Origin of the sequence: Actinomadura sp. 6K520 (genome assembly GCF_004349245.1) — a bacterium.
Lineage (GTDB): Bacteria > Actinomycetota > Actinomycetes > Streptosporangiales > Streptosporangiaceae > Spirillospora.
The window spans coordinates 23751-38029 of the sequence record NZ_SMLC01000065.1 but is presented as its reverse complement, the minus strand read 5'-3'; the positions used below and the strand labels follow the sequence as shown (position 1 = coordinate 38029).

The window sequence follows — 14279 nt, the reverse complement described above, 5'->3', positions numbered from 1 at the left end:
CACCTCCGGCCAGTGACCCCGACGCCCCCGTCCCCGGGCTGCTACCGCCCGGGGTCAACGACTGGTCCTGCCGCTCCCAGTCGCGGCCCGTGCCGCTGGTCCTCGTCCACGGCACCTTCGCCAACGCCCTCGACAACTGGTTCGCCACGGTCCCGGCACTGCGCAGGGCCGGGCACTGCGTCTACGCCTTCAACTACGGCGGCGCGCCGAACGGCTTCATCCAGGGCACCGGCGACATCACCATCTCCGCACGGCAGCTGGCCGCGTTCGTCACCCAGGTGAAATCGGAGACCGGCGCCGCCAAGGTCGACCTCGTCGGCCACTCCCAGGGCGGCATGATGCCGCGCTACTACCTGAAGAACCTCGGCGGCGCCGCCCACGTCCGCCACCTGGTCGGCGTCGCCCCGTCCAACGCCGGGACGGACCTCTTCGGCCTGACCGAGCTGGCCGAGCGGTTCGGCATCGTCGACCTCGGCGCCTACGTCTGCTACTCCTGCTACCAGCAGGTGAGGGACTCCGACTTCCTCACCGCGCTCAACGCCGGCGGCCAGACCGAACCCGGCGTCGAGTACACCACCATCGTCACCAAGTACGACGAGATCGTCACCCCGTACCAGTCGCAGTTCCTCACGGGCGACAACGTGAACAACGTCCTGCTCCAGGACGTGTGCCCCCGCGCGATCGCGGAGCACGGCGTCATCGTCGCCAGCCCCGTCACCCACCAGCTCATCGCCAACGCACTGGCACCCGAGGACGACCAGAAACCCGTCCGCTGCCTCTTCTGATCCGCACGGTTCCCGTGGTGCGCTCCGGCCAGGAGCGCACCACGGTGATGCTTCGGTGTCGAGGAGAGCCGACCGCGGGGGCTGGCGACACACGGTCATGGTCGCCCTGTCCGGCGTTTTGTAAAGGCCCTCCGAAGCCTCGGAATTCGCACGGCCAGGTGTCCTGAGCTGGCCCCGGGGCCGTATTTCCCGGCAGGCTCGGGCACCGTAGGCTGGAAATGCCGCTGAGTGACGGGTGGTCGCATGTCGGACAGCCATCATGATCCCGCCGAGCCCGGTACTCGTTCCACCATGTCGGGCAGCGCGAGCGATGTCGTGCAGGCCCGCGACATCAGCGGCGGCATCCATTTCCACTACGGCCGCGGCACCCACACCGCACCGCGGCAATTACCGCGCGGCGTGCGGGTCTTCGTCAACCGCCAGGCCGACCTCGGGCGCCTGGACGACCTGCTCACCGCCAGGCGGGAGGGCGCGGACGGGGGCGTCGTCGCCTATGTGATCGCGGGGACTGCCGGGGTCGGGAAGACCTCGCTGGCGCTGCATTGGGCGCATCGGGTGCGCGACGAGTTCCCGGACGGCCAACTCTATGTCGATCTGCGGGGTTACGACCCCGGTGTCCCGGTGACGCCGGATCAGGCGCTGGAGGGTTTCCTGCTCGCGCTCGGCGTTCCCGCATCCGCCATCCCGAACGACGTGGCGGCCAAGTCCAGCCTGTACCGAACAATTCTCGCCGACCGCCATATGCTGGTCATTCTCGACAATGCGGGGACGGCTGGACAGGTCCGGCCGCTCATTCCGGGAATGGGGCACAGCCTGGCGGTCGTGACGAGCCGCGGCAGCATGTCGGGGCTCCTCATCCGCGCCCCCGCGGAGCGGACGATCCTCGGCACGCTCACCGAGGAGGAGTCGGTCGCGCTGCTCACCGAGACGACCGCGGACTACCGGTCCGGTGACGATCCGGAGGAACTCGCCGAACTGGCCCGGCTGTGCGCCCACCTGCCGCTGGCGCTGCGCATCGCCGCCGAGCGCGCGGCGAGCCGCCCCGGCATGCCGCTCGGCGAACTGATCGCGGACCTGCGGGACGAGTCGTCGCTGTGGGACGCGCTGTCCACCGGCGACGAGGACGAGGCCGAGGCGGTCCGATCCGTGTTCGCCTGGTCGTACCGCGCTCTGCCGCCGGGTGCCGCGCGCCTGTTCTGCCTCCTCGGGCTGCATCCGGGCGGGGAGTTCAGCGAGGCGGTGGCGGCGGTCCTGGCCGGGCCCGGTGACCGAGTGCGCAGCCCGCTCGACGTCCTGGCCGGCGCTTACCTGCTGGAGAACAGGGGTTCCGGCCGCTACGGGTTCCACGACCTGCTGCGCGCCTACGCCGTCGACAGGGCCAGGTACGAGATTCCTCAGGGCGAGCAGCTCGACGCGGTGAGGCGTGTGTGCGCCTGGTACCTGCATGGCGCGTACGAGTGCGCGCTGTCCATCGCCCATGACACGACCCTCCTGTTCACCGTCGAACCGCCCGCGGGCGCGCCCCGGGTGAGGTTCACAGGCCGCGAGCAGGCCGCCGAGTGGTACACCCAGGAGAAGCAGAACCTCGCGGGTGCCGTCCAAGCGGCGGCGGACACCGGGCAGCTGGAACTGGCGTGGCGGCTCTCGATCGTCCTGGAACGGATCTACGCGACCTACAACCACGTCCATGACTGGCGCGAGACGGCCCTGACGGGCCTGTCCGCCGCGCGGACGCTCGGCTTACGGGAGGGCGAGGCGGCCTTGTGCGAGAGCCTCGGACGCCTCTCCCGGATGACGTTGCAACTCGACGACGCCGAGCAGTACCACCGCGAGGCGCTGGACATCCACCGCGAGCTGAACGACCCGCTGAGCATGGCCAAGACCCTTAACGGGCTCGGCTGGGTCCACCTGTTCGCGCACGAACCGGAGGACGCGCGCTCGGTGCTGGCGCACGCGCTGACGATTGTCCGCGACCTCGATGACCCGTATTGGACCGCGACCGTCCGCTACAGCCTCGGCTACGCCCTCTGCCAGCTGGAACGGCACGACGACGCGGAAGAGGTCCTCACCGAGTCGCTGGCCGCGTTCCGGGATATGGGCGACCACCTCTACGTGTCGATGGTGCTGACCGCGTTCAGCCTGCTGGCGCGGCGGCGCGGTGAGGCGGCCCAGGCCCTCGCCGTGGCGGAGGAGGCGGTGTCGATCGCCCGTGCGATGGCGAATCCGCTGTGGGAGGGGACCGCGCTGCTGTACCTGGGCAAGGCGCAGCTGGCGGGCGGGCTGCCGGAGGACGCGCTCGTCTCGACCCAGCACGCCGCCGTGGCCTTCCGCCGGGAAGGGGACCCTAGCCGGGAGGCGATGGCCCTGGACGGCACCGGCCGCGCGTACCGGGCACTGGACAGGTTGCCGGAGGCCGTTGACTTCCACCGCCGCGCGGCCGCGGTGCACGGAATGGTGGGCGACCAGTGGAAGCGCGCGAAGAGCCTCCTCCGCCTCGGCGAAGCTCTGTCGGCGGGCGGGGACCATGATATGGGCGAGCTGCACATCGCCGAGGCGTTGGCGGTCCTCGGCGATTACGACGATCCGCGATCCCTGGCGCTGCGGTCGGAGGCTCGGGGAACCGTCGAGGAGCCGGGGTGAGGCAGCGGGTCGTCGCGCAGCAGCGAGTAGAGCACCTGGTCGTGGCGGCGGCCCTCGCGCCATTGGGCGGCGCGCAGCGTTCCCTCCCGGGTGAAACCGGCCCGGATGATCATCTGCTGCGAGGCGGTGTTTGCGGCGTCGGCGATGGCCTGGACACGCCAGGCCAGAGTGTGGTCGAACAGGTACCGGATGAGCAGGCCGAGGGCTTGGGTGCCGATGCCGCGGCGCCGCTGTTCCGCGAGGACGTGCAGGGCCACCTCCCAGCACCAGGACGTTTCGGCCGGGCCCCATTCCCGGCGGAACCAGTACGCGCTTCCGGCGGCCCGGTCGTCGGCGGTGACGGTCAGCCGGCCGCCGTCCGGCCCGAGCACCCCCATCTCGGCGAGGCCGCGGCCGGGCGGGCTGAACCCGAACCACTGGTGTTCTCCTGCGCCGTCCCGGGTGGAGTAGGCGCGTTCGAAGACGGGGAGGTCGGCCTCCTCCATCGGGCGGAGCCGGACGGTCACCATCGGAACTCGCCCAACAGTTCGCGGGTCTCGTCGTCCCCTTCGCGGGCGAGGTCCTTCGTCAGCGCACGTTCTGGAGGAACGCCGCATGCGGTGCTGGGCCGCTGCCAGGAGGGAACGAAGCCGATCAGCAGCAGCCGGCGGTATCCGGCGGCGGCGCTGGACGGGACGGTCCGGTGCCAGAGCCCGGCGTGGATGAGGACCGCGTCGCCCGGCTCGAAGAACAGCTCGACCTGGCCGTCCCGGTCACCCCGGTCACCGAGCGGGATGCGCAGGTCGCCGCTGCGGTGCGAGCCGGGCAGCAGGCAGAGGGCGCCTTCCTTCTCGGTGATCCGGTCCAGGTAGACGAGGCAGTGGACCTGGTGGGGGTAGCTGAACAGGGCCGGGAGCGGGTCGGGGATGACGGGCAGGTGGGCGTGCCAGGGCACCGCGACACCGGCCCGGCCCGCGTGGTTCAGCCGGGCCTCAAGGTCGATCCAGACCTGCGGGCCGAGCAGCGTCCGCGCGGTCGACAGCGCCGGTTCCAGACGGAGCAGCGGGTGGAACACCGGGTCCTTGTCGAGCAGCGACCGGAGGTAGATGCTCTCGCCGGGGAGGCTCTCGGCTTCGGGACGGCCGTCCTCGGCCATGGCGAGCCGCAGCACGGCGTCCGCGAGGAGGGCGGCCGTGGCGGCGTCCAGCAGCCCCCGCTGGACGAGGTAGCCGGACCGGACGAACGAGTCGAGGTCGTCCGGTTTCGCGGTGGTGCTGACCGTCCTGCGGGGGTAGCCGGCCGCCTGGTCGCTGAGGACGAAGTCGGTGCTCAGGTGTGCGTGGCCTTCGACGCGCATGCGTGCTCCTTCGCCCATGCGCGCCGGAGGTCGAGCGGCGAGGGCGGCACTTCCAACTCGGTGCCGCGGACCTTGGCCAGGAGATCGGCCAGCGGGAAGGACCGGGCGTAGAACTCCCGCCAGGCGGTCCGCGCCTGCTTCCGCCGCTCGGGATCATCGTTCCTGTTGATGTACAGGAGTTCGCCGGAGCGGTCGTAACTCAGGTCCACGACGATCTCGTCGTCGAAGAGCCACGTGTCCGTGTAAGGAACGTCCGGCACGTCTTCGCGAAAGATGAACCGGATGTCCTCGCCCGCCGCGCCGTTGACCGCGTAGTACCAGTCGATCTCGAACTGGAGATACGGCGTGAGGACGTGGTCGATGATGTGCACCCTGCCCATGTACTTGCCGGCCGCGACGCACTCCCGGATGTTGCGCGCCCATTCCTCGTTGCGGTCCGGCGGTAGCGGTGCCCCGGAACGGTACAGGTCGAGGTTGTCACGTTCCTCCGGCACAGAATAGACGTCGAGCGTCTCGATGCGCGTCGCCGACGACCTGAACTCCGTGAAGAGCCGGCCGAACTCTTCCATGTTGAGGATGATGGCAATTCTCCCGTGTGACGGGCCGGTGCCCCAAGCGGCGCCGACCTGCGTGGTCAGTCGGCGGCGAGCGCCCGCTCAAGGATGTAGCGCGGGATCTCCACGGCACCCTCGCCGGGCGGCAGCACGAGCCCCGTCCGATCCGGATCCACGACGAAGCCCTGGACAACGATCGTCTTGTTCTCCGTCTCGTACACCGCAGGACACGGACCATTACCGCAGCCCGAACCACCGATCAACTTGAGTGTCATGGCATGGTCCTCGCCTTGCCGATATTACTCTTCACGACTTATATATATCGACCATGGAGGAGCGTCAACCGTACTCCCATAAACACCGTGCGTGACGATGACCTCATTTCAGATTCTATCGGTCCATAACGAGAGAAATCGCAGCTCACACGACTCAGAGCCAAAATACCGGCACTTATTTGTCACTCTCCGCATCCTTTGGCCGGATACGGTCACGCGCTTCTCTGCCGCCCGGCCACATGGCGGACCGGGGGTTTCTTGACCATTCATACGCACCGGCACCGGAGACCCGATCAGCCGGCCCATGAAAATTTTCACGGCTCGCTGGACCGCATCGGAAATCTGGGTGAACCTATGGGGCCAGAGCGCCTACGGAGGGAGTGCGCCCATGTGGCGAACCTTGACTCGTACCTCGCTGGTCACGGCGGTGGCGGCATCCGCGGCGGTCCTGCCGGTGTCGGCCGCGTCCGCGGCGGCGACGCCGGGCCCCTGGGACTGCCCCACCGAGTCGCTGTGCGGTTGGTCGGAGGCCGGGTTCATGGGCAAGGTCACGACGTTCCGTCCGGGCGCCGGATGCCTCGACGCACCGTTCCCGCTGCGGTCCGTCGCCAGCACGCACCGGGATGGTACGGGCATCCCGGTCGCCATGCTCGTCTATTCGGGCAAGGACTGCACCGGCAAGCTGCTCGGCTCGGTCTCGGGCGCACAGTCGCTCCCGACGCTCCCCGCCGACGGCCTCAGCGTCATGTCCGTCTGGTGACCCGGAGGCCGAGAGGCGTCCGCGCCCGGTTCGGAATGGGGTGCGGCGCGGGGGCGTTTTAGGTGGGGTGACCACGGCGGAAGAACGGCTGATCGCGGAGCGCGCCGACACGCTCAAGCTCATGGCGTCGCTGAGCGGCGACTGGGACGGCGTCGTCGAGGCGTCGGCGCACGCCAACGTGGACGACGAGCACGACCCGGAGGGCGCCACCATCGCCTACGAGCGCGCCCGGATCGAGGCGTCCCTGAGCCGGGCCCGCACGCATCTGGCCGACATCGAGGACGCGCTGCGCCGCATCCGCGGCGGTACCTACGGCACCTGCGAGCGCTGCGGAGGCCCGATCGCACCGGGCCGCCTGGAGGCACGACCGACCGCCCGCACCTGCATCACCTGCGCCACCACCTGAGATCTCACCGCTGTCGCGCTCTACCCTCTTCGGCATCCGCCATTGGGACATAATCAACTTCCGTTCGAGGCGGTGCCGGACAGCGGAGGACGCGCGTGACCCAGGAGGCGCACCTGGACCGGATCGGCGGGCGGTACCGGCTCGTGGCGGAGCTGGGGTCGGGCGGCTTCGGGCGGGTCTGGAAGGCCCACGACGAGACCCTCGGCGTGGACGTCGCGGTCAAGGAGGTGCGGGTGCCGCCGACCGCGTCCGACGCGGAGCGGGCGGAGTTCCTCACCCGCGCCAGGCGGGAGGCCCGCAACGCCGCGCGGCTGCGGGACCATCCCGGCATCGTCCCCGTCCACGACGTGGTGACCGTGGACGACGTCCCCTGGATCGTCATGCGCCTCGTCGACGGCCACTCCCTGGAGGACCGGCTCAAGAAGGCGGGGACGGTCTCCGCCGAGGAGGCCGCGAAGATGGCCGAGGTGCTGCTGAAGGCGCTGGACGCGGCGCACACGGCCGGGGTCGTGCACCGCGACGTCAAACCGGCGAACGTGCTGCTGACCGGGGCCGGGGAGGCGCTGCTCGCGGACTTCGGCATCGCGGTCCACCAGGCGGACACGGCGCTGACGGCGTCCGGCGCGGTCATCGGCTCGATGGAGTACCTCGCGCCCGAGCGGCTGAGCGGCAGGAACAACGGCACCGCCGGCGACCTGTTCTCCCTCGGCGTCACCCTCTACCGGTGCGTCGAGGGCGTGTCCCCGTTCCGCCGCGGCACCGTCGCCGAGACCGTCACGGCGCTGCTGCGGGACGAGCCGCCGCCGCCCGCGCACGCCGGGCGGCTCGCGCACCTGATCGTCCGGCTGCTCGACAAGGACCCGGACACCCGCCCGACCGCCGCCCAAGCCCTGGACCTGATGGGCGGCCCGCAGGATCCGGACGACAAGCCCACCGCACGCCTGATCTCCCGGCAACGCCCGGCCCCTCAGCAGCACCCGCTCTCTCGGCCGACCACCTGGATCCGGCGCCTGGACGGGGCCAGGAGGCGCGCGTCACGTCCGCGCGTCAGCCGGGGAATGCTCGTCCTCGGGATCTGCGTGGCGGTCGCCGTGGCTTTCATGGGGACGATGGTGACGTTCGCGTCCACCGCGTATCTCGCCAAGGCGGGCGACTGCATCCACTCCGGCGGCCTGGACATCGACGGGTGGGGTACCTGGCGGAGGCATCCCTGCTCGCTGGGTCTCCCGTGGACGGAGAACTACCGCGTCGTCTACCGCTACGACGAGCGCACGTCCTGCTCCACGTTCACGCGGACGCTCGTGCTGCCCGCGAAGAAGGACAAGGGAACGGCCACCCTTTGCATCGTCCCCGACGAGTGACCCGCGGCGGACCGGAGTGCCGCGGCCGGACGGCGCGGCCCGCATGATCGACGTGCGCCCGGCCCACTGCCGCGCGGGAGGTCGAAGCCGCTAGGCCCCCTGGCCGGTCCCGGAGTGGTCGGTCAGTGCGGCGAGGGCGGCGTCGACGGCATCGGCGAGGCGGAAGGGGTCGGTTTCGGCGCGGGCGAGGACGTGGAGGCCCTGCATGAGCCCGAGCAGGAGTCGCGCCTGGGCTCCGCAGTCGATGCCGGGGCGGACCTCGCCGGACCGCTGCGCGGCCTGGAGGGCCTGCGTCAGTCCGCCCTCCAGCGCGGCGAAGCCCCCGTGCACCAGACGGCCCGCGGCCTCGTCCTCGGGGAGCAGTTCGGCCGCGGTGTTGCCCAGCATGCAGCCGCGTCCGGGAGTCGCCCGCGCGGCCTGGAGGACGTCGAGGAGAAGCGCCCGGATGCGGGGCAGGACGGCGCCCTCGGCGGCCATCTCGTCGGCCTGTTCGCGGGCGGCGTCCGCGTAACGCCCCAGCGCACGGAGGAACAGGGCGTGCTTGCTGCCGTATGCGGCGTACACGCTGCCCGGCAGCACACCGAGATCCTCCTTGAGGTCGCGGAGCGATGTGGCCGCGTAGCCGCGCCGCCAGAAGAGATCGAGGGCGCTCCCGATGACCTGGTCGTCATCGAAGGAGCGCGGCCGTCCGGTTCGTGACATGGCTGCATCGTACGACTTTTTGACATGGCGTTCAAAAAGTGTAGCGTGTGCCGGGTAGTACTTTTTGGTCAGCCATTCAAAAAGTCGTCCCTGCAACCCGAGGAGACCCCGTGAGGCGTCTGTTCCTGCACATCAACGTGTCGATCGACGGTTACATCACCGACCCGGCGGGCGACATCGACTGGCGGTTCGCCGACGAGGAGTTCCAGGCGCACATGGACGGGGTGCTGGAGTCGATCGACGGGATGGTCTTCGGCCGGACGGCCTTCGAGCAGCTCGCCGCCTACTGGCCGACGGCCGGCGAGGAGGTCTCGTCCACGCAGCGGCGCCGGATGCACGAGCTGCCGAAGTACGTCCTGTCGCGCACCCTCCGCGACACCGAGTGGCACAACTCCCACCCGCTCGGCGACGACCCGGCGGCAGCCCTCACCGACCTCAAGAGCCAGGAGGGCCGCGACCTCGCCCTCTTCGCCGGCGGCCAGGCCGCCACCGCCGCCATCCGCCTCGGCGTCCTGGACGAGCTGCGGCTTCTGATCAATCCCGCCCTCCTGGGCGGCGGCAAGCCACTGTTCAACGGGACGTATCCGCAGCAGGATCTCCGGCTCACCGACACTCGAAGGTTCGCCTCCGGCGCCCTGCTCAACACCTACGACATCCACGGCCGCCCCTGAGCGCCGACCGTCAGACACGGGCCGGCGTGCCGCAAGTGTCCTGACTCTGCCCTAGAGAGCACCGGTGATTCCACGCTTGGTACCATCGGCGGTACTAGTCGCCGATGGTGTGAGGAGAGTCGACGTGGCCTTCGCAGCACGTCTTCCCGCCGAACTCGACGCATGGCTTGAAGAGGTCGCCTCAAGCGAACATCGGTCCAAGAACGCGGTTCTCATCACCGCGCTGGAGGAGTACCGGCAGCGTCGCGAACTCGCCCACGTCCTGCAGCTCGCCGACGAGACCGGCGAGGAGCACCGGAGCCTTCTGGACCGGCTGGGCGACGCGTGAGCGTGCGGTACCTGACCGCCGAAGAGATCATCGCCATCGGCCGCCGGATCGTGGACGAGAACCTCAACGTTCGCGACTTCGGCCTGGTCGCCTCCGCCGCCGCCAGGCCGTCCACGACGGCGTTCGGCATGGACCCCTACCCCACCCTGCTGGAAAAGGCCGCCGCGCTTCTGCATTCGCTCACTACGTCACGCCCGTTCACAGACGGGAACAAACGCGTGGCGTTCGCCGCGACCGATGTTTTCCTCAAGCTCAACGGGGCGCGGTTCGATCCCGCGACCGAGGACGAGCTCTTCACGACCGTGCTGGACATCGCAACGCACGTCCTCGACGACGTTCCGGCCATTGCGAAGCGGATCGAGCCGCTCGTTCGACCCCACGTCCGCCCCTGATGGCGGCCCGAGGCGAGGACTCACGAGACCTATCTGGGCTGGATCGAGCTGGCGGTGCGCGACGAGGGCGTAGTCGGCGGCCTCCTGGCGGGCGAGGGCGCCGGCGGGCTCGCCGAGTGGGTCAAGGCCGTGCACACCTATCCGGTCCGCGAGATCTACACGATCATCTCCGCGGGACGGCCGACGGAGGTCGGGCTGCGCGGGTATCCGGCCGTGCAGACGATCATCGCCGCGGGCGCCGGCGACCAGCGCGGCGAGGACGTCCTGCGGCGCGTCTTCGGCGACGCGGTGGGCGGGCTGGAACAGCTCAGGCGGAGAACCTGACACGGTTGACCTCAAGTGGGGTTGAGGGAGCACGCTCGTGGGGAGAGGCCCGGAACGGCCGGGTCGCGTTCACGGGGAGGGTGCATGTCCATCCGGCTCGACCACATCATCGTCCCGGCGAGGGACAAGAAGACGTCCGCCGAGTTCCTCGCGCGCATCCTGGGGCTTGAGGCGGGCGACCAGACGGGGCCGTTCATCCCGGTGACGACCGAGAACGGGGTCACGCTCGACTTCATGGACTCCGACGACTTCCGTTCCCAGCACTGCGCCTTCCTGGTGCCGGACGAGGAGTTCGACGCCATCTTCGCCAGGATCAAGGAATCCGGCGCCCGCTACCACGCCCACCCGGACGGCTCCGGGGTGGGGGAGATCAACACGCGTGACGGCGGGCGGGGTGTCTACTTCACCGACCCCGGCGGGCACGCCATGGAGGTCCTCACCGTTCCCTACGGGGGATGGGCATAGGACGGTCCCCCGCTCACCACTGAGGAGTTCCTGAAGCCCGTATCCCGGTAGGGGCTGAGGTGTGGTGGTATGTCCAAGGCAGTTCTGGACTCGGGGGGTGCGCGCTGGTCGGGGGGCGTAGGTCGCGGCCGTGGGGGACGGTGTTCCTCGAACGGTTCCAGCATCCCGCGCAGATCGTGGCCACCGGGTTCCTGGTCACGATCCTCACGGGGACGCTGCTGCTGTCGCTGCCGGTGGCCACGGCCGAGCCCGGCTCGGCCTCGCTGGTGGACGCGCTGTTCACCGCCACGTCGGCGGTGTGCGTCACCGGGCTGGTCGTCGTCGACACCGGCTCGCACTGGACGCTGTTCGGCGACGTCGTCATCCTCGGGCTCATCCAGGTGGGCGGGCTGGGCCTGATGACGCTGGCGACCCTGTTCGCGATCCTGCTGTCACGCCGGGTGGGGCTCCGGGCGCGGCTGGCGGCCCAGGTGGAGACCAAGACCCTGCGGATGACGGACGTGCGCCGGGTGGTCCGGCGGGTGGTGGTCTTCAGCCTGGCGTCCGAGGCCGTCGTGGCGGCGGTGCTCACCTCACGGTTCCACATCGGCTACGGCGAGTCCCCCGGCCGCGCCGCGTATCTGGGCGTGTTCCACGGGGTCTCGGCGTTCAACAACGCCGGGTTCACGATGTGGCCGGACAGCTTCACGCGGTTCGCGGGCGATCCGTGGATCATCCTGACCGTCTGCGCGGCGGTCCTCCTGGGCGGGCTCGGCTTCCCGGTGGTGTTCGAGCTGGCCCGGGACTGGCGGCGGCCGCGGGGCTGGTCGATCCTCACGCGCGTCACCGTGACCGCCACGGTGGTGCTGCTGACGGTCGGGACGCTGCTGCTGTCGGCGGCCGAGTGGAACAATCCGGGCACCCTGGGCGCGCTGCCCGAGTCCGCCCGGCTGCCGAACGGCTTCATGATGGCCGTGATGCCCCGCAGCGGCGGGCTCAACGCCGTCGACATCGCCCAGATGCGCCCCGAGAGCTGGCTGGTCACCGACGTGCTGATGTTCATCGGCGGCGGCAGCGCCGGAACCGCGGGCGGCATCAAGGTCACCACGTTCGGGCTGCTGGGGTTCGTGCTGTGGGCCGAGATGCGCGGCGAGGCGCACGTGAACGTGGGGCACCGCCGGCTGCCCGACGGGACCCAGCGCCAGGCGATCTCGATCGTGCTGCTCGGCATCGCCATGGTCACCGCGGGGACGTTCGCCCTGCTCGTGATGACGTCCCATACGCTGGAGCGTGTGCTGTTCGAGGTCGTGTCGGCGTTCGGCACCGTGGGACTGTCCAGTGGGATCACCGCCGAGCTGCCCCCGGGCGGGAAGGTGCTGCTCGTCGTGCTGATGTTCGTCGGGCGCATCGGCCCCCTCACCTTCGCGACCGCGCTCGCCCTGCGCGAGCGCACCCGCCGCTACGAACTCCCCGTGGAAAGGCCGATCGTTGGCTGAGAATCTTCCCGTCGTGGTGATCGGCATGGGCCGGTTCGGTTCCGCGCTGGCCCTGGAACTGGCCCGGCGCGGCACCGAGGTGCTCGCCATCGACAACCGCCCGAAGATCGTCCAGGGGTTGTCGGGACGGCTCACCCACGTCATCACCGCCGACGCCACCGACATCGACGCGCTCCGCGAGCTCGGGGTCGACGAGTTCTACCGGGCCGTGGTCGCCATCGGCGGCGACCTGGAGGCCAGCATCCTGACGACCTCGCTGCTGGCGGAGCTGGAGATCGACGACATCTGGGCCAAGGCCGTCACCCACCAGCACAAGCGCATCCTGGAGCGGATCGGCGCCAACCACATCGTGCTGCCCGAGCACGACATGGGCGAGCGCGTCGCCCACCTGGTCAGCGGCCGGATGCTCGACTACATCGAGGTGGACGAGGACTTCGCGCTCATCAAGACACGCCCGCCCAGGGAGATCGTCGGCATCCCCCTGGGCGAGACGCGCCTGCGGTCCAAGTTCGGCGTGACGGTGGTGAGCGTGAAGTCGATCGACGAGCCGTTCACCTACGCCACGGCCGACACCGTCCTGCAGTACGGGGACGTCATCCTGGTCGCCGGGCCCATCGCCAAGGTCGAACGCCTCGCGGACCGGACCTGACGCGGTCCCGGATCAGACGCCGAGGGAGCGGCCCACGATCTCCTTCATGATCTCGGTGGTGCCGCCGAAGATCGTCTGGATGCGGACGTCCTGGTACGCCTTGGCGATCGGGTACTCGGTCATGTAGCCGTAGCCGCCGTGGAGCTGGACGCAGCGGTCCACGATCCGCTTGAGCAGCTCGGTGTTCCAGTACTTGAGCATCGCCGCCTCCTCGGCGGACAGCTCGCCTTCGCCCTCCTTGACGATGCAGTCGTCGGTGAAGGCGCGGGTGACGGTCAGCTCCGTCTTCATCTCCGCGAGGGTGAAGCGGTTGTGCTGGAACTTGCCGATGGGACGGCCGAACGCCTCGCGGGTCTTGCAGTACTCCAGGGTCTGCTCGAACGCGACCTCCGCGCCGGCCAGGGCCGTCGCGCCGATGGACAGCCGCTCGCGGGCGAGGTTCTGCATCAGGTAGATGAACCCCATGCCCTCCTCGCCGAGGAGGTTCTCCTTGGGGACGCGGACGTTGTCGAAGAACAGCTCGGCGGTGTCCTGCGCGTGCATGCCGACCTTGTCGAGGTTCCGGCCGCGCTCGAAGCCCGCCATGCCCCGCTCGACCATCAGGAGGCTGACGCCCCTCGCGCCGGCGGACGGGTCGGTCTTGGCGACGACGATGACGAGGTCGGCGAGGATGCCGTTGGAGATGAAGGTCTTCGAGCCGTTCAGGACGTACTCGTCGCCGTCCTTGACCGCGGTGGTCTTGATGCCCTGCAGGTCGGAGCCGGCGGCGGGCTCGGTCATCGCGATCGCGGTGATGATCTCGCCGGAGCAGTAGCCGGGGAACCAGCGGGCCCGCTGCTCGTCGTTGCAGAGCTGCCGCAGGTAGCCGCCGTTGATGTCGTTGTGGACGGCGAAGCCGGGCCCGTGGACGCCCGCCCGCGCCAGCTCCTCGTTGAAGATGACGTAGTAGCGGTAGTCGTCGTTGCCGCCGCCCCCGTACTCCTCCGGCATGTCGATGCCGAGCAGGCCCGCGCGTCCGGCCGCGAGCCACACCTCGCGCGAGACGATCCCGTCCTTCTCCCACTGCTCGTGGTGGGGGGCGATCTCCTTCTCGATGAAGGACCGCACCATGTCGCGGAACGCCTCGTGCTCGTCGGTGTAGATATCCCGTCCCATC

18 protein-coding genes are annotated in these 14279 nt (G+C 69.9%); 12 read left to right on the top strand and 6 right to left on the bottom strand.

Annotation, left to right across the window (positions count from 1 at the left end; all coding sequences use genetic code 11):
• Window positions 1-785: alpha/beta fold hydrolase (locus E1289_RS18810; protein WP_131981889.1), on the top strand; the 785-nt coding region annotated here is incomplete at its 5' end.
• A 243-nt stretch (window positions 786-1028) separates the two neighbouring features.
• The gene (locus E1289_RS18805; RefSeq protein WP_131981887.1) at window positions 1029-3425 is read left to right on the top strand and encodes a tetratricopeptide repeat protein; all 2397 of its coding nucleotides are present in this window, start codon (window positions 1029-1031) and stop codon (window positions 3423-3425) included.
• Here E1289_RS18805 and E1289_RS18800 read toward each other — a convergent pair.
• From E1289_RS18800 to E1289_RS18785, 4 genes are all read right to left on the bottom strand, one after another.
• Window positions 3359-3934 (bottom strand): GNAT family protein, encoded by a 576-nt coding sequence (locus E1289_RS18800; RefSeq protein ID WP_131981885.1) that lies wholly within the window; start codon window positions 3932-3934, stop codon window positions 3359-3361. The two genes, E1289_RS18805 and E1289_RS18800, sit on opposite strands and share 67 nt — an antisense overlap.
• The gene (locus tag E1289_RS18795; RefSeq protein WP_165970535.1) at window positions 3928-4761 is read right to left on the bottom strand and encodes a phytanoyl-CoA dioxygenase family protein; all 834 of its coding nucleotides are present in this window, start codon (window positions 4759-4761) and stop codon (window positions 3928-3930) included. Before E1289_RS18795 ends, E1289_RS18800 begins: the two co-directional genes overlap by 7 nt.
• Window positions 4734-5330: a DUF6879 family protein gene (locus E1289_RS18790; RefSeq protein WP_131981881.1), complete on the bottom strand. Its 597-nt coding sequence runs from the start codon at window positions 5328-5330 to the stop codon at window positions 4734-4736. The genes E1289_RS18795 and E1289_RS18790 overlap by 28 nt, the downstream gene beginning before the upstream one ends.
• Before the next feature lie 65 nt (window positions 5331-5395).
• Entirely contained in the window at window positions 5396-5590 is a 195-nt protein-coding gene (locus E1289_RS18785) for a hypothetical protein (RefSeq protein ID WP_131981879.1), read from the bottom strand.
• A gap of 388 nt (window positions 5591-5978) precedes the next feature.
• Between E1289_RS18785 and E1289_RS18780 the strand changes: the two genes are divergently transcribed.
• From E1289_RS18780 to E1289_RS18770, 3 genes are all read left to right on the top strand, one after another.
• Entirely contained in the window at window positions 5979-6350 is a 372-nt protein-coding gene (locus tag E1289_RS18780; protein WP_165970534.1) for a peptidase inhibitor family I36 protein, read from the top strand.
• Between the two features lie 67 nt (window positions 6351-6417).
• Entirely contained in the window at window positions 6418-6756 is a 339-nt protein-coding gene (locus tag E1289_RS18775; protein WP_243712943.1) for a TraR/DksA C4-type zinc finger protein, read from the top strand.
• Window positions 6757-6851: 95 nt separating this feature from the next.
• A complete protein-coding gene (locus E1289_RS18770) occupies window positions 6852-8117 on the top strand; it encodes a serine/threonine-protein kinase (RefSeq protein ID WP_131981876.1) in 1266 nt (421 codons plus the stop codon).
• 90 nt (window positions 8118-8207) lie between these two features.
• Here the strand turns inward: E1289_RS18770 and E1289_RS18765 are convergent, their stop codons facing one another.
• Window positions 8208-8819 carry a TetR/AcrR family transcriptional regulator gene (locus E1289_RS18765; RefSeq protein ID WP_131981874.1) on the bottom strand — a complete coding sequence of 204 codons (612 nt, stop codon included), beginning with the start codon at window positions 8817-8819 and terminating at the stop codon, window positions 8208-8210.
• Between the two features lie 110 nt (window positions 8820-8929).
• On the opposite strand from E1289_RS18765, the gene E1289_RS18760 reads away from it, so the two are divergent.
• The 7 genes from E1289_RS18760 (at window position 8930) to E1289_RS18735 (ending at window position 13123) form a co-directional block, all read left to right on the top strand.
• Window positions 8930-9490: a dihydrofolate reductase family protein gene (locus E1289_RS18760; protein ID WP_165970533.1), complete on the top strand. Its 561-nt coding sequence runs from the start codon at window positions 8930-8932 to the stop codon at window positions 9488-9490.
• Window positions 9491-9614: 124 nt separating this feature from the next.
• On the top strand, window positions 9615-9818 hold the full coding sequence (locus E1289_RS18755) for an Arc family DNA-binding protein (RefSeq protein WP_131981870.1): 204 nt from the start codon (window positions 9615-9617) through the stop codon (window positions 9816-9818).
• Complete coding sequence (locus tag E1289_RS39035) at window positions 9815-10210, top strand: type II toxin-antitoxin system death-on-curing family toxin (protein ID WP_207929030.1); 396 nt, start codon at window positions 9815-9817, stop codon at window positions 10208-10210. Before E1289_RS18755 ends, E1289_RS39035 begins: the two co-directional genes overlap by 4 nt.
• A gap of 54 nt (window positions 10211-10264) precedes the next feature.
• Complete coding sequence (locus E1289_RS39030) at window positions 10265-10534, top strand: hypothetical protein (RefSeq protein WP_207929029.1); 270 nt, start codon at window positions 10265-10267, stop codon at window positions 10532-10534.
• An 84-nt stretch (window positions 10535-10618) separates the two neighbouring features.
• The gene (locus E1289_RS18745) at window positions 10619-10999 is read left to right on the top strand and encodes a VOC family protein (protein ID WP_131981868.1); all 381 of its coding nucleotides are present in this window, start codon (window positions 10619-10621) and stop codon (window positions 10997-10999) included.
• A 140-nt stretch (window positions 11000-11139) separates the two neighbouring features.
• A complete protein-coding gene (locus tag E1289_RS18740) occupies window positions 11140-12474 on the top strand; it encodes a potassium transporter TrkG (RefSeq protein ID WP_131981866.1) in 1335 nt (444 codons plus the stop codon).
• Window positions 12467-13123: a TrkA family potassium uptake protein gene (locus tag E1289_RS18735; protein ID WP_243712942.1), complete on the top strand. Its 657-nt coding sequence runs from the start codon at window positions 12467-12469 to the stop codon at window positions 13121-13123. The genes E1289_RS18740 and E1289_RS18735 overlap by 8 nt, the downstream gene beginning before the upstream one ends.
• Window positions 13124-13135: 12 nt before the next feature.
• Here the strand turns inward: E1289_RS18735 and E1289_RS18730 are convergent, their stop codons facing one another.
• Entirely contained in the window at window positions 13136-14278 is a 1143-nt protein-coding gene (locus E1289_RS18730; RefSeq protein ID WP_131981864.1) for an acyl-CoA dehydrogenase family protein, read from the bottom strand.
• Between the last annotated feature and the right edge of the window lies 1 nt (window position 14279).